At 69.9% G+C, this 17,270-nt stretch carries 15 protein-coding genes; 10 read left to right on the forward strand and 5 right to left on the reverse strand.

Annotation, left to right across the window (positions count from 1 at the left end; all coding sequences use genetic code 11):
• Nucleotides 1–10: 10 nt before the first annotated feature.
• The 8 genes from murD to Q0938_RS00990 all read left to right on the forward strand — a co-directional run bounded on the left by murD (nt 11) and on the right by Q0938_RS00990 (nt 7,504).
• Nucleotides 11–1,414 (forward strand): UDP-N-acetylmuramoyl-L-alanine--D-glutamate ligase, encoded by a 1,404-nt coding sequence (gene murD, locus Q0938_RS00955; RefSeq protein ID WP_299358194.1) that lies wholly within the window; start codon nt 11–13, stop codon nt 1,412–1,414.
• Between the two features lie 118 nt (nt 1,415–1,532).
• Nucleotides 1,533–2,699, forward strand: coding sequence for a putative peptidoglycan glycosyltransferase FtsW (locus Q0938_RS00960; RefSeq protein ID WP_299358196.1), 1,167 nt, complete (start codon nt 1,533–1,535; stop codon nt 2,697–2,699).
• Nucleotides 2,696–3,799: a UDP-N-acetylglucosamine--N-acetylmuramyl-(pentapeptide) pyrophosphoryl-undecaprenol N-acetylglucosamine transferase gene (locus tag Q0938_RS00965; RefSeq protein ID WP_299358198.1), complete on the forward strand. Its 1,104-nt coding sequence runs from the start codon at nt 2,696–2,698 to the stop codon at nt 3,797–3,799. Before Q0938_RS00960 ends, Q0938_RS00965 begins: the two co-directional genes overlap by 4 nt.
• Nucleotides 3,796–5,220, forward strand: a complete 1,425-nt coding sequence (murC, locus tag Q0938_RS00970; protein ID WP_299358200.1) for a UDP-N-acetylmuramate--L-alanine ligase — start codon at nt 3,796–3,798, stop codon at nt 5,218–5,220. The genes Q0938_RS00965 and murC overlap by 4 nt, the downstream gene beginning before the upstream one ends.
• Nucleotides 5,220–5,567, forward strand: coding sequence for a DUF2484 family protein (locus Q0938_RS00975; protein WP_299358202.1), 348 nt, complete (start codon nt 5,220–5,222; stop codon nt 5,565–5,567). Before murC ends, Q0938_RS00975 begins: the two co-directional genes overlap by 1 nt.
• The gene (locus Q0938_RS00980) at nt 5,564–5,845 is read left to right on the forward strand and encodes a hypothetical protein (protein ID WP_299358204.1); all 282 of its coding nucleotides are present in this window, start codon (nt 5,564–5,566) and stop codon (nt 5,843–5,845) included. Before Q0938_RS00975 ends, Q0938_RS00980 begins: the two co-directional genes overlap by 4 nt.
• A 95-nt stretch (nt 5,846–5,940) precedes the next feature.
• Nucleotides 5,941–6,861 (forward strand): UDP-N-acetylmuramate dehydrogenase, encoded by a 921-nt coding sequence (gene murB / locus Q0938_RS00985; RefSeq protein ID WP_299358206.1) that lies wholly within the window; start codon nt 5,941–5,943, stop codon nt 6,859–6,861.
• Nucleotides 6,862–7,165: 304 nt separating this feature from the next.
• Nucleotides 7,166–7,504, forward strand: a complete 339-nt coding sequence (locus tag Q0938_RS00990) for a hypothetical protein (RefSeq protein WP_299358208.1) — start codon at nt 7,166–7,168, stop codon at nt 7,502–7,504.
• A 135-nt stretch (nt 7,505–7,639) separates the two neighbouring features.
• Here the strand turns inward: Q0938_RS00990 and trpS are convergent, their stop codons facing one another.
• A complete protein-coding gene (trpS, locus tag Q0938_RS00995; RefSeq protein ID WP_299358210.1) occupies nt 7,640–8,656 on the reverse strand; it encodes a tryptophan--tRNA ligase in 1,017 nt (338 codons plus the stop codon).
• Between the two features lie 89 nt (nt 8,657–8,745).
• On the opposite strand from trpS, the gene Q0938_RS01000 reads away from it, so the two are divergent.
• Complete coding sequence (locus Q0938_RS01000; RefSeq protein ID WP_299358212.1) at nt 8,746–9,453, forward strand: rhomboid family intramembrane serine protease; 708 nt, start codon at nt 8,746–8,748, stop codon at nt 9,451–9,453.
• Between the two features lie 7 nt (nt 9,454–9,460).
• Here Q0938_RS01000 and murJ read toward each other — a convergent pair whose 3' ends face one another.
• The 4 genes from murJ to Q0938_RS01020 form a co-directional block, all read right to left on the reverse strand.
• Nucleotides 9,461–11,005, reverse strand: a complete 1,545-nt coding sequence (murJ, locus tag Q0938_RS01005; RefSeq protein WP_299358214.1) for a murein biosynthesis integral membrane protein MurJ — start codon at nt 11,003–11,005, stop codon at nt 9,461–9,463.
• 162 nt (nt 11,006–11,167) lie between these two features.
• Nucleotides 11,168–12,127: an endonuclease/exonuclease/phosphatase family protein gene (locus Q0938_RS01010; protein WP_299358216.1), complete on the reverse strand. Its 960-nt coding sequence runs from the start codon at nt 12,125–12,127 to the stop codon at nt 11,168–11,170.
• An 81-nt stretch (nt 12,128–12,208) separates the two neighbouring features.
• The gene (locus Q0938_RS01015; protein WP_299358218.1) at nt 12,209–14,995 is read right to left on the reverse strand and encodes a [protein-PII] uridylyltransferase; all 2,787 of its coding nucleotides are present in this window, start codon (nt 14,993–14,995) and stop codon (nt 12,209–12,211) included.
• A gap of 2 nt (nt 14,996–14,997) precedes the next feature.
• The gene (locus Q0938_RS01020; protein WP_299358220.1) at nt 14,998–16,203 is read right to left on the reverse strand and encodes a penicillin-binding protein activator; all 1,206 of its coding nucleotides are present in this window, start codon (nt 16,201–16,203) and stop codon (nt 14,998–15,000) included.
• Nucleotides 16,204–16,309: 106 nt separating this feature from the next.
• On the opposite strand from Q0938_RS01020, the gene rsmI reads away from it, so the two are divergent.
• The gene (gene rsmI / locus Q0938_RS01025) at nt 16,310–17,245 is read left to right on the forward strand and encodes a 16S rRNA (cytidine(1402)-2'-O)-methyltransferase (protein ID WP_299358222.1); all 936 of its coding nucleotides are present in this window, start codon (nt 16,310–16,312) and stop codon (nt 17,243–17,245) included.
• Nucleotides 17,246–17,270 lie beyond the last annotated feature (25 nt).

Consider the following 17,270-nt stretch of genomic DNA (forward strand, 5'->3'; position numbering starts at 1 on the left):
GGTTCTGTCCATGATCCCCGTTCAGGGCGTTGAGAACCAGACCATCGCCGTGCTCGGACTCGGCCGGTCCGGGCGCGCGACGGCGGCGGCACTGGCGGCTGGTGGGGCGCATGTGATCGCCTGGGACGACAGCGCCGAGACCCGAGCGGGCGCCGAGGCGGACGGGATGACGCTGGTCGATCTGACCCGCGAGGCGGGCTGGGACCGCCAGATCGACGCGCTGATCACCTCCCCCGGGATCCCGCATCTTTATCCGCAGCCCCACCCCGCCATTGCGCTGGCCTGCGCCCGCGGGGTGCCGGTCGACAACGATGTCGGCCTGTTCTTCCGCAGCTTTGCCACTGCCGGGTGGGACGACTTCGCCACGCCGCCCCGGGTGATCTGCGTCACCGGATCGAACGGCAAGTCGACCACTACGGCGCTGATCCACCACATCCTGCAGGAGGCCGGGCGCCCGACCCAGATGGGCGGCAACATCGGTACCGGGGTGCTGGCGCTGGAGGCGCCCGAGGATGGCGAGATCGTGGTGCTGGAACTCAGCAGCTACCAGACCGAACTGGCCCGGGCGCTGACCCCGGACGTGGCGGTCTTCACCAACCTGTCGCCCGACCATCTGGACCGGCATGGCGGGCCCGGGGGCTATTTCGCGGCCAAGCGGCGCCTGTTCGCCGAAGGCGGACCCGATCGCTGCATCATCGGCGTGGACGAGGTCGAGGGTCGGTTCATGGCCGGCCAGCTGGCGCAGTCGCCGCAGGACGATCGGGTCATCCGGATTTCCGTGAATGCGCGGCTGGAACGGTTCGGCTGGTCGGTCTTTGCCCGCAAGGGCTTCCTGTCGGAATACCGCAAGGGACGACAGGTCGCGTCGCTCGACCTGCGCGGCATCACCGGCCTGCCCGGCGCGCACAACCACCAGAACGCTTGCGCCGCCTATGCCGCCTGCCGCGCGGTGGGGCTGGCGCCCCGCAGCATCGAGGCCGCGTTCCACAGCTTTGCCGGGCTGCCGCATCGCAGCCAGACCGTGGCCGAGATCGACGGCGTCCGGTGGGTCAACGACAGCAAGGCCACCAATGTCGACGCCGCGGAAAAGGCGCTACTGGCCTTCGACCGGATCCGCTGGATCGCCGGCGGCCTGGGCAAGGACGGCGGCATCGCCGCGCTGGCGCCGCACCTGGATCGCGTGGTCAAGGCCTATCTGATCGGCCATTCGGCGCGCAGCTTTGCCCTGCAGATCGGCCAGACCCCGCACGAGGTGGTCGACACCATGGACGAGGCGGTGGCGCGCGCCGCCGCCGAGGCACAGCCCGGCGAAACCGTGCTGCTGGCCCCGGCCGCCGCGAGCTTCGACCAGTACCCGAACTTCGAACGCCGCGGCGAGCATTTCACGGCGCTGGTCCAGGCGCTGCAGGGCTGATCGTCAGCGGCAATCCGCTGTAGCGCCAGCGCGTGAATGAGGCTATTGTTGCCCGCAGACCCGGCAAACGGGCGACCCGGCGACGGGGCAAGGCAGAGGCAGTGACGACGGTGTTTCCATGACCGAAATGGTCTTTGGCGCGACGCGTGTGCGTTCGGGCGATCCGATTCTTCCGCGCTGGTGGCGTACACTGGACAAATGGACGCTGGCCTGCGTGGTCGGCCTGTTCGCCATCGGCATCCTGCTGGGGCTGGCGGCCTCGGTTCCGCTGGCCGAAAAGAACGGGCTGCCGCGGTTCCACTATGTCATTCGCCAAGGGGTGTTCGGCGGGGTGGCCCTGATGGTGCTGCTGGTGATGTCGATGCTGCCGCCGGTGCAGGTGCGTCGGCTGGGGGTGCTGCTGTTCAGCGCGTCATTCCTTCTGGTGCTGGCCCTGCCGGTGATCGGCACCGACTTCGGCAAGGGCGCGACGCGCTGGCTGAGCCTGGGGTTCACCTCGGTGCAGCCATCCGAATTTCTCAAGCCCGGGCTGGTCGCGCTGGTCGGCTGGTTCATGGCCTCCAGCCAGCAGGTGGGCGGCCCGCCGGGCAAGACCTATGCGGCCGGGGTCACGCTGATCGTGGTCGTGCTGCTGGCGCTGCAGCCGGATTTCGGGCAGGCGTCGCTGGTGCTGTTTTCCTGGGGGGTGATGTATTTCATCGCCGGGGCGTCGATGATCTATCTGGTCGGGGCGGTCGGCCTGACTGTCCTGGGGGGCATGTTCGCCTATGCCAATTCCGAACATTTCGCGCGGCGCATCAACGGCTTCCTGTCGCCCGAGATCGATCCGCGGACCCAGATCGGCTATGCGACCAATGCCATCCAGGAGGGCGGGTTCTTCGGCGTGGGGGTGGGCGAAGGCACGGTGAAATGGTCGCTGCCCGACGCGCATACGGACTTCATCATCGCGGTGGCGGCCGAGGAATACGGCTTCGTCATGGTGCTGGCCATCATCCTGCTCTACGCGACCGTCGTGTCGCGGTCACTGCTGCGGCTGATGGGCGAACGCGACCCGTTCGCGCGCATCGCCGGCACCGGGCTCGCCTGCGCCTTCGGCGTGCAGGCGCTAATCAACATGGGCGTCGCGGTGCGACTGCTGCCGGCCAAGGGGATGACGCTGCCCTTCGTCAGCTATGGCGGATCCTCGCTGGTGGCATCGGGGATCGCCATGGGGATGCTGCTCGCCCTGACCCGGACGCGGCCGCAGGGCGATATCGGCGACCTGCTGGGGCGCGCCGGGCGATGAGCGCCGCCGCCGTACCAGCCCCCCCGCTTGCCCTGATCGCCGCCGGCGGCACCGGCGGGCACATGTTCCCGGCCCAGGCGTTGGCGGAACGGCTGCTGGCCGGCGGCTGGCGGGTCACGCTGTCGACGGATGACCGCGGCGCGCGGTATGCGGGGGGCTTTCCGGATGCGGTGACACGCCAGATCGTCCGGTCGGGGACCACCGCGCGGGGTGGCCTGGCCGGCAAGCTGGCGGCGCCGTTCAGGATTGCCGCGGGGATCGGCCGGGCGCTGTCCGACCTGCGTCGTGACCGGCCCGCCGCCGTCGTGGGCTTTGGCGGCTACCCGACCATTCCGGCGATGGTCGCGGCGCTGGCATTGCGCATCCCGCGGATGATCCACGAACAGAATGGCGTCATGGGGCGGGTCAACCGCCTGTTCGCGGGCCGGGTTCAGCGGGTGGCCTGCGGGACCTGGCCGACCGACCTGCCGCACGGGGTGCAGGGCGTCCATGTCGGCAACCCGGTGCGGGATGCGGTGCTGCAGCGCGCCGCCAGCCCCTATGTCGCTCCGGACGACAGTGCTCTTACCCTGCTTGTCATCGGTGGCAGCCAGGGCGCGCGGGTGCTGTCCGACACCGTGCCCGCCGCAGTCGCGGCGCTGCCCGACGAGTTGCGCGCGCGCCTGCGGGTCAGCCATCAGGCACGGACCGAGGATGCCGACAGGGTACAGCGGGCCTATCAGGCCGCCGGCGTCAGCGCCGACGTGCAGCCGTTCTTTGCCGACCTGCCCGACCGGCTCGCCGCATGCCAGCTGGTCGTCAGCCGCGCCGGGGCGTCGTCGATCGCCGACATCACCGTGATCGGGCGGCCCGCCATCCTGATCCCCTACGCCGCGGCCACGGGCGATCACCAATCCGCCAACGCCCGCGCCCTAGCGGATGCCGGGGCGGCGGTCGTGCTGCCGGAATCGGTGCTTGACGCGGCCAGCCTGGCAAGGGATCTGAACGCCATTCTGGCGGACCCCGATCGCGCCCGGCGCATGGCCGCGGCCTCGCTTTCCCTCGGTCGCCCCGATGCGGCCGCCCGCCTTTTCGATCTTGTGACGGAATTTTCAGCATGAACGCAGCGACCAAGCTTCCCGGTGAACTCGGCCCCATCCATTTCGTGGGCATCGGCGGGATCGGCATGTCCGGGATCGCCGAGGTGCTGATGACGCTGGGCTATGACGTGCAGGGATCGGACGCGAAGACGTCGAAGATCACCGACCGGCTGGTCCGGCTGGGCGCCCGCGTGTTCGAGGGCCAGCGCGCCGAGAATATCGGCGAGGCCGGCGTGGTGGTCATCTCGACCGCCATCCGGAAGGACAACCCCGAACTGCAGGAGGCGCGGCGCCGCGGGCTGCCGGTCGTGCGCCGGGCCGAGATGCTGGCCGAACTGATGCGGCTGAAATCCAACGTTGCCATCGCGGGGACCCACGGCAAGACCACGACCACGACGATGGTAGCGACGCTGCTGGACGCCGGCGGGTTCGACCCCACGGTCATCAACGGCGGGGTGATCCACGCCTACGGGTCGAACGCCCGCGCCGGGGCCGGCGAATGGATGGTGGTCGAGGCCGACGAAAGCGACGGCAGCTTCAACCGCCTGCCGGCGACCATCGCCGTCATCACCAACATCGACCCTGAACACATGGATCACTGGGGCAGCTTCGACCGGCTGCGCCAGGGCTTTCTGGATTTCGCCTCCAACATCCCGTTCTACGGCCTGGCGGTCTGCTGCACCGACGATCCCGAGGTGCAGGCGCTGGTCGGCAAGCTGACCGACCGCCGGGTCGTGACCTTCGGCTTCAATGCCCAGGCGGACGTGCGGGCGGTCAACCTGCGGTATGAGAACGGCGTCGCGCTGTTCGACGTGGCGCTGCAGGGCGAGCGCGACGACGACGGTGCCTTCCCGGTGATCGAGGGCTGCACCCTGCCCATGCCGGGCGACCACAACGTGTCGAATGCCCTGTCCGCCGTCGCCGTGGCGCGGCACCTGGGAATGCGGCAGGCCGAGATCCGCACCGCCCTGGCCCGGTTCGGCGGGGTCAGCCGGCGCTTTACCAAGGTCGGCGAAATCGACGGCGTGACCATCATCGACGATTACGGCCACCACCCGGTCGAGATCGCCGCGGTCCTGAAGGCCGCCCGCCAATCCACTGCCGGGCGGGTGATCGCGGTGCACCAGCCGCACCGCTATTCGCGGCTGTCGAGCCTGTTCGAGGATTTCTGCACCTGCTTCAACGAAGCCGACGTGGTCGCCATCGCCGACGTCTATGCCGCAGGCGAGGAACCGATCGCCGGCGCCAGCCGGGACGATCTGGTGCAGGGTCTGATCGCCCACGGGCATCGCCATGCCCGCGCCGTGATCGACGAATCCGATCTGGTCCGGCTGGTGCGCGAACAGGCGCGTCCGGGCGACATGGTGGTCTGTCTGGGCGCCGGCACGATCTCGGCCTGGGCGAATGCGCTGCCCGAGCGGCTGCAGGCGCGGGCCGCGTGATGGGCGCGGCAGCCCTTGTCGCCGTGGTTGCGGCCGGGCTGTGGCTGGGCGCCGCGGCAGTGTCCGCCCATTTGCCGCCTCGGCCTCGAGGCTGGGCCGCGTGGGCGCTGGTGCTGACCGGGGTGCCGCTGCTGGGATGTCTGACGCTCTATTGGGGACCCACGGCGGGGCTGGCCCTGTTCGGTGCCGGGATCCTGCTGCTGATCCGGCTGTCGCCCCGGGCGCGGCCGGTCCGGAGGCAGCAAGCGGGACGCATGGCGGCCCCACGCTCGTCGGCACCGCTGACCTCGCCGCTGTCCGGACCCTTCGCGGCCGCAGGTGACCCCGGCAACGGGCAGATGCCGTGATCGCCTCCTGGGCCTTGCCCGCGGCACTGGCCGGGACGCTGCCAGGATTGCTCGCCTGGCTGCTTGCGCGGCGCTACGGGTTGCGCGGCCTGCTGGGCGCGCTGGCGCTCTGCGCCGTGCTCGGCATCGTCGGCTGGAACCTGACCCGCGAGGTTCTGGCCGAGGCGGCCATGACCCGCCAGGCGGGCGCCATCTTCTATGTCGTGGTCCCCGGGGTCGTCTCGCTGATCCTGGGTGCGGTGGCCGGGTTCTGGGCGGCGCTCGATCGGCGGCCCTGACCGGATCGCTGCTGGCGTATCCCACGCAATCCCCGGGCCACGTTGCGGGCCGTGGACGGTTGGCCTAAGGCGTGTCCCGCGCAAAGGAGCCCGCGATGACCGACCTGCCGAACCCGCGGGGGGTGCTGACCCCCAACCGCGCCCTGGCCGATCTGACGTGGCTGCGGGTGGGGGGGCCAGCCGACTGGCTGTTCCAGCCGGCCGATCGCGACGACCTGGCTGCGTTCCTGCGCGACCTGGACCCGTCCATTCCGGTCTTTCCGATGGGGGTCGGGTCGAATCTGATCGTCCGCGACGGTGGTATCCGGGGGGTGGTGATCCGGCTGGGCCGGGGGTTCAACGAGATCCGCGTCGAGGGGGACCGGGTGATCGCCGGCGCCGCCGCGCTGGACGCGCATGTCGCGCGCAAGGCGGCCGCGGCCGGGGTCGACCTGGCGTTCCTGCGCACCATTCCCGGCAGCATCGGCGGGGCGATCCGGATGAACGCCGGCTGTTACGGCACCTATGTCGCCGACCGCCTGACCGGGGCCGAGGTGGTGACGCGCGACGGCAGGGTGCTGACCCTGACCCCGGGCGATCTGGACCTGACCTATCGCCACAGTGCGCTGCCGGCAGACTGGGTGCTGACCGCGGCGACGTTCCGGGGACCGGCCGGTGATCCGGCCACGCTGTCGGCCCGGATGGACGAGCAACTGGCCCGCCGCGACGCCACGCAGCCCACGCGCGAACGAAGCGCCGGATCGACGTTCCGCAATCCCGCAGGATTCAGTTCCACCGGGCGGGCGGAGGATTCGCACGAGTTGAAGGCGTGGAAGCTGATCGAGGACGCGGGCCTGCGCGGGCATCGGCTGGGCGGCGCGCAAATGAGCGAGAAACATCCCAACTTCCTGATCAACACCGGGACCGCCACTGCGGCCGAGCTGGAGGATCTGGGCGAACTGGTGCGCGCGCGGGTCCACGCAGCGACAGGGCACGGGCTGACCTGGGAGGTCATTCGGGTAGGCGACCGGGCCTGATCGACACCACGCCGATCACGGGCGGGACGGGCAAGCTCTGGTGTCGTCACGCCGCGCGGGAGCGCGGCGGATTGCGGCACCGGCGGGCGGGTGGCGCCACGGCCGCTGGGGCTGAACGGGACGGCGCTGCCGGTTACGCCCGATGATATCTTCCATTTTGCGACTATGGTAGGCTGAACACCGCGCCGTGTGATGCTGTTGGCTGCGTCCGCTTGCGGATTGTGGTCATTGCCACTCCACATGCCGAAGCGCATGAAGCTAAAATGGACCGGCATCGACGCCGAAGTTGGGCCATACACCGCGCATGAGTCGATCAAGGCCGGACAAGACCCCGCCAGAGTCGCCCGTCAATGCATGGGTGCGGGCGGCGATCGACTCGTGCGGCAAGAGCTATCAGGCGGTCGGCGACGAATTGACCCGCCGCGGCCTCGGTGTCTACGACCGGTCCAAGGTCCAGAAGATGACGGTGTCGCGCGGCGTTTCGGCAGAGGAAGCCGCGGCGCTCGTGCAGATCACCGAGGTTCCGCTTCCCTTCGCGCCCCCGACCTCCGCCTTTGTCGACCGCTACCAGCAGCTGTCCCCCGAGGACCGCGAGATGATCGATGCCATGGTGGTCCGCCTGCTGGCAGCAAAGCGCGGATAACTGCCAGGTTGCCCTGATCCGCGCTGCCGAGATCGCGCGGGACGCTCAGCACTGGTCTCGGCGCGCGCCGCGACTTGGCTGATGCTGCCGCGTGAACCGCCCGGCGCGCAACGCGGCGAGCGGTGCGGCCCCCGTTCAGCGGCGCGGGATCATCCCCATGATCCGCCGGGTCTCGTCCACGATCGGCCGTGCGATGGCGTCGGCCTGATCGGCGCCGGCCTGCAGGAGGCGGTCCAGCTCGGCGGGATCGGCCATCAGCTCGGTCATCCGCCGGGTGATCGGCTCCAGCTGCGCGACGGCGACATCGGCCAGCGCCGGCTTGAAGACGCCGAAGCCCTGCCCCTCGAAGCGGGCGCAGACCGCGTCGGGCGGCTCGCCACTCAAGGCGGCGTAGATGTTGACCAGGTTGCGGGCCTCGGGGCGGTCCTTCAGCCCCTCGGCGCTGCCGGGCAGGGGGGCTGCGTCGGTCCGCGCCTTGCGGATCTTCTGGGCGATGCTGTCGGCATCGTCGGTCAGGTTGATGCGGCTGGCATCGGACGGGTCGGACTTGGACATCTTCTTGGTGCCGTCGCGCAGGCTCATTACCCGGGTCGCCGCCCCCTCGATTACCGGTTGCGGCAGCGGGAAGAAGTCGACGCCGTAGTCGTGGTTGAACTTGGCGGCGATGTCGCGGGTCAGTTCGACATGCTGCTTCTGATCCTCGCCCACCGGCACCTGGGTCGCGTGGTAGGCAAGGATGTCGGCGGCCATCAGCGCCGGATAGGCGTAGAGCCCGAGGCTGGCCTTTTCGGCGTTCTTGCCCGCCTTGTCCTTGAACTGCGTCATCCGGTTCATCCAGCCCAGCCGGGCCACGCACATCAGCAGCCAGCCCAGTTCCGCATGGGCGGAGACATGGGATTGCACGAACAGGACGGACCGCGCAGGGTCCACGCCGGCGGCGATGAATCCCGCCGCCAGTTCGCGGGTCTGCCGGCGCAATGCCTCGGGCTCCTGCCACACCGTCACGGCATGCAGGTCGACCAGGCAGTAGATCGTCTCGACCTTGCCCTGCTGTTCGGCGAACCGCTTCAACGCGCCCAGATAGTTGCCCAGCGTCAGCCCGCCCGAAGGCTGGATGCCGGAAAAGACGCGAGCCTGGGGTTGCGGGGTCATGCCGTTGCCTGCTTGGAAAACTGGTGGGGGCGGATTACCCCTTGGCCGTACCGGGCGCAACTGCCCCTGTCCCCAGGAAGGATCAGCCCATGCGCGCCGGCTATGACGAACACCCGCTGAACCCGGTGCCGCCGGTGGTCTGGCTGCTGGCGCTGCCGCTGATCGCATCCGAGGCGGTGTTCGCGCTGGGCCAGATGGGGTTCATCGGTGGCGGGCAGGGCGCGGGAGCGGTCCTTCGCCAGCTGTGGGTCGAGCGCACCGCGTTCGCGCCCGAGTTCCTGGCCCGGATCTGGACCCGGGGCACCGTGGACGGTCAGATCCACCGCCTGATCACCTATCCCTTCGTCCATTACTCGGTCACGCACGCGCTGTTCGTGGGGGTGTTCCTGCTCGCACTGGGGAACATGGTGGCCCGCGCCATCCGGCCGGTCGGCGTGGCGGTGATCTTCTTCGGCGCCAGCGTCGCCGGGGCACTGGTCTATACGATTCTGGCCGGTCTGCTGCCTACGGTCCGCTTTGGCCCGCTGGTCGGCGGCTATCCGGGGGTATACGGCCTGCTGGGCGGCTTTACCTTTCTGCTGTGGACGCGGCTGGGGCAGGAACAGGCCAATCGCCTGCGGGCGTTTGCCCTGATCGGGATGCTGCTGGTGTTCCAGTTGGTCTTCGGGCTTCTGTTCGGCAATGCCGGCTATGCGTGGGTGGCCGAGATCACCGGCTTTGCGGCCGGGTTCGGCCTGTCCTTCCTGCTGGTGCCGGGCGGCTGGCGCCGGGTCCGGGCGCAGATCCGCCACCGCTGAGCCGCGGTCAGCGGCGCCGTCGCAGCTGGGCCCGCAGGTCCGCGGGGTCGACCGCCCCGAGCGCCAGCGCCGCGGCCGCATAGACGGCCATGCCGGCCGCGACGAGGATGGCGAGCGCGCCGTAGCGCGTGCCGGCTGTCTCAAGCGCCGGTCCCAGCAGCTGCGTCAGCCCCCAGACCACGGCACCCATGATCGCCGAGGCAGCGACGATGCGCGGCAGCCGGTGTCGGAAGCGGCTGTCGAACCGCCCGGCGGGCCCGAACGCGCGACTGCCCCACCAGAGCTGCGCGGCCATGGTCCAGCCGGCGATGGTGGTCCCCAGGGCTGCGGCCGCGAACCCGATGAAGGGTGCCAGACCGAATGCCACGGCCGCGTTCACGACCATGGCCCAGACCGCGTAACGGAACGGGGTGCGCGTATCCTCGCGCGCGAAGAACAGCGGCTGCTGCACCTTCTGCAGGGTAAAGGCCGGCAGCCCTGCGCCATAGATCGCCAGGACCAGCGCCGTCGGCCCGATGTCCGAGGCGTCGAACGCGCCGCGCCCGAACAGCACCGAGATCAGCGGCCGGGCGGCCACGATCAGGGCGATGGCGGAGGGAATGGTCAGCAGCAGCGCGAACTCGGCGGCCCTGTTATAGGCATGCCTGCCGCCATCCGTGTCCCCGGCCTTGAGCCGGCGCGAGATGTCGGGCAGCAGCACCACCCCGATCGCGATCGCCACGACCCCCAGCGGCAGCTGGTACAGGCGGTCGGCATAGGTCAGCCAGCCGATCGCCCCTTCGTAGAACGAGCCGACCTGCCGGCCGACCAGCAGGTTGACCTGCACCACCCCCCCGGCCAGCACCGCCGGTGCCGCGATCATCAGCAGGCGGCGCAGGTCCGGCGTCATCCGCGGCCGGCGCAGGCGCAGGGGAAAGCCCATCCGGCGGGCCGCAAGCCAGACGGTCGTGAGCTGCGCGATACCGGCAACCGGCGTGGACCAGGCCATCGTCAGCCCCATGTCCCAGCCGAACCGATCCGCCAGCAGCATCGCCGCGATCAGCACCACGTTCATCAGCACCGGCGCCGCCGCGGCCGCCACGAACCGGCCGCCCGCGTTCAGCAGCCCGGACAGCAGCGCCGTCAGCGACATGAACAGGATGTAGGGAAAGCAGATCCGCCCGTACTGCACGGCCAGCGGAAAGCGTTCGTCGCCGACGAAACCCGCGGCCATCGCCATGACCAGCCACGGCATCGCCAGGGTGGCGATGACCGACACGATCAGCACCACGGTGAACAGTCCGGCAAGCGCATCCTCGGCAAAGCGGCGGGGATCGTTGCCGGCCTCCAGCTTCTTGGCAAAGATCGGGACGAAGGCGGTGTTGAAGGCGCCTTCGGCAAAGAACCGGCGGAACATGTTGGGCAGGGTGAAGGCCACCAGATACGCCTCGGCCACCGGGCCGGTGCCCAGGAAGGCGGCGATCATCATGTCGCGCATGAAGCCGACCACCCGGCTGGCCAGCGTCCAGCTGCCCACGGTCAGAAAGCCACGGATCAGGCGGATCGGTTTCATCGTTCACGGGACCTTCGGACAGCGTGCCGTGTCGTGCAGGCGGACCGGCAGGATTGCAAGTGCAGCGGCCCGGACGGGGAACGGCGCCACACCGCGTGGCCTGCATCCCACAGCTGCGCCGCAGCGGTGTTCGCGGCCGCGCGGCTCAGGCTGCGGTTCCGGTCAACCCTCGCGGCACAGTTCGGCCAGGATCGGCAGGTGGTCGCTGCCGAACGCGGGCAGGCGATCGAAACGGCCGACCGTCCAGTCCGGCGACGGTAGAACGTAGTCCAGCGGCCAGCGGCGCCACCAGCTGCGGGCCGAATAGGTGGCGGTATAGCCGAACGCCCGGCGCGGATCGCGCCAGCCCGCCACGTCGGCGGCCGCGCGGATCGTGGTTTCCCAGGGCGTCGCGTTCAGGTCGCCGGCCAGCACGTAGGAGGGCGCGGCAGCCAGCGCCGTTGCCGTGGCAAGGATCTGGGCGTCGCGTGACCGGGCGCTTTGACCGGGGTGCGGGGGGCGGGGGTGCAGCCCCTGGAAGACGACGGTCCTGCCGGAGGGGAGCGGGATCTGCGCGTGGATCGATGGCGTCGTGACATCCGCCGGATAGATCACCTGCGCGTCCACCAGCGGCAGGCGCGACATCAGCATGATTCCATAATAGTCGCCGTCCGGCTCGGCGATCACGTGGGGCAGGCGGGTTTGCAGCGGCTCCAGCGCCCTCGACCAGTCGTCGTTGGTTTCCAGCGCCAGGAACAGGTCGGGATCGGCCGCCGTGACGATGTCGACCAGCCGCCGGTCCGGATCGTTCGTCATGCGGACATTCGCCACGAGGACGCTGAGCCGGTCGGATCCGGCGGGGCAACTGGCGGCCTCCCTGCTGCCGGTGATCCAGGGCCACAGGGTCACGCCGTGGGACAGGCCGGCCAATGCCACCGCAACGGCGCCCCAGCGCAGCCACCCTCCGTTGCGGCCCAGCAGCGCCGCGGCAAGGGCGACGGGGATCGACAGGATCAGGAACTGAAGCCGGGGAAAATCGGCCATGCGGACGAACCATCGGTCGGTCGGCACGAGCGGCAGGAGGGCGACCAGCACGAGCCCGGCCACGAGCAGCCAGAGGAATGTCCGCGCCAGTCTCGTCATGCAATCTGTCCTGCTGGGTCCGGGACGGCCGCGATGCCGGATCGGGCATGGTTGGGGTCGGTCCGGGGAACAAGCGGCCGCTCAGTCCGCTTCGCTGGCCCGCTCGGCGCCCTCGCGGATCGCCGCGCGCAGCTTCCGTTCCAGCGCTTCGCGGCGGGACCGCTGGTGCAGCTTCAGCCCGAAGCTGTCCTTGACATAGAAGCTGTCGACGACCTGCGCCCCGAAGGTGGCAATCACCGCGCTGGCGATGCGGATGTGGTTGGCGGCCAGGGTCCGGGTCAGGTCGTGCAGCAGCCCGGGCCGGTCGCGGGTATCCACCTCAATGATCGTGTAGATGTCCGAGCCCTCGTTGTCGAAGATGATGTGGGTGGGAAAGCGGAAGGCGCGGTTGCGCTTCTTCATCCTGTCGCGGTCGACCAGCGCCTCGCGCGGGACGACCTCTCCCTTGAGCGTGCGGTCGATCATCCTGCGAAGCCGGGGCAGCCGTTCGTCCGCGTAGGGGTGGCCCTGCTCGTCCTGCACCCAGAACACCGCCGTCGCAAAGCCGTCCCGGGTGGTATAGGTGCGCGCGTCCACGATGTTGGCGCCGACCAGCGCCAGTGCCCCGGCGAGCCGCGAGAACAGGCCGGGATGGTCGGCCATCACGAAGGCGGCGCGGGTTGCATCGCGGGCCGCATCGGGGTGCAGGTCCATGCGGATCTCGTCAGGACCGATATCCAGCAGCAGGCGGCCGAACACCTCCTGCGTGGCCGTGGGAAGGCCCTGCCAGTAGGTGTCGTAATGCCGCCCCAGTTCGTTGCGGATCGCCTTCGGCTCCCACCCGTGGGCGCTGAGCAGGTGGCGCAGCGCGCGGCGGGCTTCGTGCACCTGCTTGTCACGGTTGACCTCTTCCAGCCCGTTCTCGAGCGCGTCGGCGGCCGCCCGGTGCAGGTTGCGCAGCAGATCCGCCTTCCAGTTGTTCCAGGTTCCGGGACCCACCCCGCGGATGTCGCAGGCCGTCAGCACCAGCAGCATGTCCAGGCGGCGGCGGGTCTTCACCGCCTTGGCGAAGTCGCGCAGCGTGCGGGGATCGGTGATGTCGCGTTTCTGCGCCACGTCCGACATCAGCAGATGGTTGCGGACCAGCCACTCGATGGTCTCGATCTCGTCGGCCGGCAGGCCCAGCCGCCCGCAGATGCGGCGGGCCATCTGCGCGCCGATGATGGAATGATCCTCGGGCAGGCCCTTGCCGATATCGTGCAGCAGCACCGCCAGGTACAGCACCCGCCGGTTGATGCGGCCCCGCATGATCTCGCCGACCAGCGGCAGGGTCGGATCCTCGTCCACCCGTTCGATGGCGGCCAGCGCGGCCACGCACTGGATCAGATGCTCGTCGACCGTGTAGTGGTGATAGACGTTGAACTGCATCATCGCGACGACGCGTTCGAATTCGGGGATGAAGGCGCCCAGGACGTCCAGTTCGTTCATCCGGCGCAGGGCGCGTTCGGGCGCCCCGTGGCACAGCAGCATGTCGAGGAAGATCCGCACCGCTTCCGGGTTGGACCGCATCCGGTCGTCGATCAGGTGAAGGTTGGCGGTGACCAGCCGCATCGCTTCGGGATGGATCAGGATCCCGGTGCGCATCCCCTCTTCGAACAGGCGCAGGATGTTCAGCGGATCGCGGGCGAAAAGGTCGGGGTCGGACACCGTCAGCCGGCCGTTCAGTTCGCGGAACCCGTCGTGCAGGCGGCGCCTGCGACGCAGGAACCGTGACAGCGGCGCTCGGTACAGGTGCCGCGTTTCCAGCGCCGTCAGGAACACCCGGGTCAGGTCGCCGACCCGGGTGGCGTGGCGGAAGTAGTCCTGCATGAAGATCTCGACCGCGCGCCGGCCTCCCGCGTCGTGATAGCGCATGCGCCGGGCCACCTCGACCTGCATGTCGAAGGTCAGCGCATCCACGGACCGGCCGGCGATCAGGTGCAGGTGGCAGCGGACTGCCCACAGGAAATCCTCGGCGCTCCAGAAGGTGGCGTGTTCGTCGCGGGTAAAGAACCCCAGATCGACCAGTTCGACGGCCCGGTCGACGCGGTGGATGTACTTGGCGATCCAGTACAGCGTCTGCAGATCCCGCAGCCCGCCCTTGCCTTCCTTGACGTTGGGTTCCAGCACGTAGCGCTGGCCGCCCTGGCGCTCGTGGCGGGCGTCGCGCTCGGCGAGCTTGGCCTCGATGAACTCGGGGACGGAGCGGTCGAACAGTTCGGGCCACAGGCGGGCACGCAGGTCGCCGGCGGTCACCGGGTCGCCGCAGACCAGCCGGTGTTCCAGCAGCGAGGTGCGGATCGTCATGTCGGCCTGGCTCAGGCGCAGGCAGTCGTCCACCGAACGGGTGGCGTGGCCCAGCTTCAGCTTCAGGTCCCACAGCATGTACAGGATCGATTCGACGACGCTTTCGGCCCAGCCGGTGGATTTCCACGGCGTCAGGAACAGCAGGTCGACGTCGGAATGCGGGGCCATCTCGGCCCGCCCGTAGCCGCCCACCGCGATGACGGACAGCCGTTCGGTGGCGGTCGGGCTGAGCTGCGGGTGCAGCCTGGTGACCGCGACGTGATGGACCGCGCTGACCACCCCATCGGTCAGCGCGGCGATCGCCCGCACGGTTTCGCGGGCGGCGCGCGGATGGGCGTCGAAGCCGTCCAGCACGTCCTGCAGCGCCTCGGCCCGGGCCGGGCCCAGCATCGCCACCGTCGCGGCACGGATCTCGCGCGGATCGGTCAGCCCGTCCAGCGCCGCATCCAGCATCGGGATGAAGCTGTCGGCGTCGAAAAGTGGATGCGCCCCGGGCAGTGCCGGGGCGCTCTGCTTGGACGAGCTTGCAGGATCGCGACCCAAGATCAGGAGCCGAAACCGCCGAAGCTGCGCGGCGCGGGATCGATGATGACCAGCCGGTTGTCGCGGATCGTGGCCACGGCCAGACCGCGCTGGTTGGTTCCGTCGGGCCGCAGCCGGAACACGCCCCCGATGCCCTGAAAGCCGTTCCCGGAGGTCAAGCCCGCCGTTGTCAGCGCGTCCCTGCGCCCGGCGCGCGCGAGCGAGGCGATGGCCGACACCGCGTCATAGCCGAGCGCACCCAGTTCATGCGGCATCTCGCCATAGGCCTGCTGGTAGCGCTGCGAGAAGGCGGCGATGCGGGGCAGGTCCGGCACGGCGAACCACCCGCCCTGGACACCCGGCAGCTGCAGCCGCGTCGCCGGAACGTCCCAGCGCGTCAGCCCCATGAACTGTGCGACGCTGGAGTTCACGCCCTGCCGCAACAGCGAATCGGTCAGATAGGGCAGGACCGAGGGCTCGTTGGCGGTCATGAAGATCGCGTCGGCCTGGCGCTGCCGGGCGATCGCCGCGACCTGCGGGACGATGCCGTCGATGCCCTGTTCGGACACGGGGTGGGTTGCCTTTGCGGCCAGCGTGGCCCGGTTGCGCGCGATGGCGCTTTCGATGGCGGCGGCGCCGACCTGGCCGGACACGTCATCCTCGGCCACGACCAGCACCCGGCGCTTGCCCTGCCGGACCCCGTAGCCGATCAGCCGGTCGGCGGTGTTGAAGAAGGTGTTGCCCAGCACATAGACATTGCCGCCCGCGATGTCGGCGTTGTTGGAAAAGGCCAGCACGTTCACCCGGCCCTTCATCGCCTGACCGACCGCGTTCGCCGCTTCGCCATGCAGCGGACCGACGATGATCCTGGCGCCTTCGGCCACGGCCTCGTTCGCGCGGGCCACAGCTTCGCCGGCCTCCGCGCCAGAGTTGTAGACGCGCAGGTCGATCTGCGCGCCCTGCGCATCGGCCGCGGCCATCTTGGCCGAGTTCACGATCGACCGGGCGATCCGGTCGAGTTCCGGGTTGCCCGTCCCGCCGGGGACCAGCAGCGCCACCGGTACCGGCTGGGCGGGATCGATCATCGGCCCGGTCTGCGGCCCGCGGGCGGTTCCGATGCTGTCGCCCGGTTCGCAGGCGGCGAGGAACGCCGCAGAGACGAGCGCGACCACGCGCATCAGCGGGCGTGACAACGCGGGAAGGCCGCGGCGGGTGGCAAAAGCGGTCATGGCGTATCCTGAAGATCAATGGGGCAAAATGCCCCTGCAGGGTAGCCACAGTTGCGCTTTGCTGGCAACCTGCGCCGCCGGCGCGAGGATTGCGAAGAGGATGGGCGTGCAGATGCAGGACGATCCCCGAGATGGCGCGCCGGGCAAGGACGATGCCGCACCACCGGACCGGTCGGCGCAGGGCGACGCGCCCCGGCCGCTCGCGCCCGGGCTGTATCTCGTGGCGACGCCGATCGGCAACGCCCGCGACATCACCCTGCGGGCGCTGGACGTTCTGGGATCGGCGGAGGTGCTGGCCGCCGAGGACACCCGGACCCTACGCCACCTGATGTCGATCCACGGGGTCCCGATGCGCGGACGCCGGATCATCGCCCATCACGATCACAATGCCCGGCAGAGCGGCGGCGTGATCCTGCAGCATCTCCGGGACGGGCGCTCGGTCGCCTTTGCGTCCGACGCCGGCACCCCGCTGGTCGCGGATCCGGGCTATTCCGTGCTGCGCGACGCCGCGGCGCAAGGGCTGCCGGTTCACGCGATCCCCGGCGCGTCGGCGCTGCTGGCGGCACTAGGGGTGGCGGGGTTGCCCACCGACCGGTTCCTGTTCGCGGGCTTCGTTCCCGCGGCCCAGGGGGCGCGTCGCAGGTGGCTGGCCGAGATCACCGCGGTCGCTGCGACGGTGGTGATGTTCGACAGCCCGCGGCGGGTCGGCCAGACCCTCGAGGCGCTGGCGGAGATCGACCCGGCGCGTCCGGCGGTCATCTGCCGCGAACTGACCAAGAAGTTCGAGGAGGTGCTGCGCGGCACCGTGGCCGAGCTGCGCGAGCAGGTCCCGGCAGAAGGGCTGCGGGGCGAGGTCGTGATCGTGCTGGCCCCACCGCAGATCCAGGCCGTGGACGACGAAGTTCTGCGGTCCGCGCTGGGTGGCCTGCTGGACCGGCTGTCGGTGCGGGACGCGGCCGCCGAGGTGGCCGAGCATTACGGGGTCCCGCGCAAGCAGGTCTATGCGCTGGCAATCGAGATGGGGCGCGCGGATCGCGGCTGATGCCGCAGTATTCGCGAGAACGGGA

This window comes from uncultured Paracoccus sp. (genome assembly GCF_947496875.1).
Lineage (GTDB): Bacteria > Pseudomonadota > Alphaproteobacteria > Rhodobacterales > Rhodobacteraceae > Paracoccus.

What these genes read in the sequence shown, in the direction of transcription:
- murD (WP_299358194.1), top strand. Translation starts at nt 11, where the DNA reads ATGATCCCCGTTCAGGGCGTTGAGAACCAGACCATCGCCGTGCTCGGA.
- Q0938_RS00960 (WP_299358196.1), top strand. Translation starts at nt 1,533, where the DNA reads ATGACCGAAATGGTCTTTGGCGCGACGCGTGTGCGTTCGGGCGATCCG.
- Q0938_RS00965 (WP_299358198.1), top strand. Translation starts at nt 2,696, where the DNA reads ATGAGCGCCGCCGCCGTACCAGCCCCCCCGCTTGCCCTGATCGCCGCC.
- murC (WP_299358200.1), top strand. Translation starts at nt 3,796, where the DNA reads ATGAACGCAGCGACCAAGCTTCCCGGTGAACTCGGCCCCATCCATTTC.
- Q0938_RS00975 (WP_299358202.1), top strand. Translation starts at nt 5,220, where the DNA reads ATGGGCGCGGCAGCCCTTGTCGCCGTGGTTGCGGCCGGGCTGTGGCTG.
- murB (WP_299358206.1), top strand. Translation starts at nt 5,941, where the DNA reads ATGACCGACCTGCCGAACCCGCGGGGGGTGCTGACCCCCAACCGCGCC.
- Q0938_RS00990 (WP_299358208.1), top strand. Translation starts at nt 7,166, where the DNA reads ATGAGTCGATCAAGGCCGGACAAGACCCCGCCAGAGTCGCCCGTCAAT.
- trpS (WP_299358210.1), bottom strand. Translation starts at nt 8,656, where the DNA reads ATGACCCCGCAACCCCAGGCTCGCGTCTTTTCCGGCATCCAGCCTTCG.
- Q0938_RS01000 (WP_299358212.1), top strand. Translation starts at nt 8,746, where the DNA reads ATGCGCGCCGGCTATGACGAACACCCGCTGAACCCGGTGCCGCCGGTG.
- murJ (WP_299358214.1), bottom strand. Translation starts at nt 11,005, where the DNA reads ATGAAACCGATCCGCCTGATCCGTGGCTTTCTGACCGTGGGCAGCTGG.
- Q0938_RS01010 (WP_299358216.1), bottom strand. Translation starts at nt 12,127, where the DNA reads ATGACGAGACTGGCGCGGACATTCCTCTGGCTGCTCGTGGCCGGGCTC.
- Q0938_RS01020 (WP_299358220.1), bottom strand. Translation starts at nt 16,203, where the DNA reads ATGACCGCTTTTGCCACCCGCCGCGGCCTTCCCGCGTTGTCACGCCCG.